We start from the raw sequence: 483 nt of genomic DNA, 5'->3' as shown, positions 1-483 counted from the left end.
TCTTCGCCCAGCTTTTCTGGAGCCTCGTCGTGCCGATAGTGCTGATGCTCGTCATGTATTTCTTCCTCTTCCGCCGCATGAACGGGGGGCTTGAGCGGCGGGCTTTTCGGCAACGGATCGCGCTCGAGCGCGGTGGCGGAAGGGCAGGTCAAAACCCGCTTCAGCGACGTCGCCGGCGTGGACGAGGCAAAAGAAGAACTGGTGGAGGTGGTGGACTTCCTGAAGTCGCCGAAGAAGTACACCGATATCGGCGGGAAGATTCCGAAAGGCGTGCTGCTCGTCGGACCGCCGGGCACGGGCAAGACGCTGCTGGCGCGCGCGGTGGCGGGCGAGGCGGAGGTGCCGTTCTTCCGCATATCCGGCTCCGACTTCGTCGAGATGTTCGTCGGCGTGGGCGCGAGCCGCGTGCGCGACCTGTTCAAGTCGGCGCGGGACAAATCCCCGTGCATCGTGTTCATAGACGAACTCGACGCGATAGGCAAG

Annotated in this window: 1 pseudogene; it reads left to right on the top strand. The window is 63.8% G+C overall.

The window, feature by feature from the left end:
- Positions 1 to 483: pseudogene (locus tag AWU74_RS08020) on the top strand (AAA family ATPase); the annotation flags it as partial.

This window comes from Treponema endosymbiont of Eucomonympha sp., from assembly GCF_001028545.1.
This window is presented reverse-complemented; position numbering and strand designations above follow the sequence as displayed.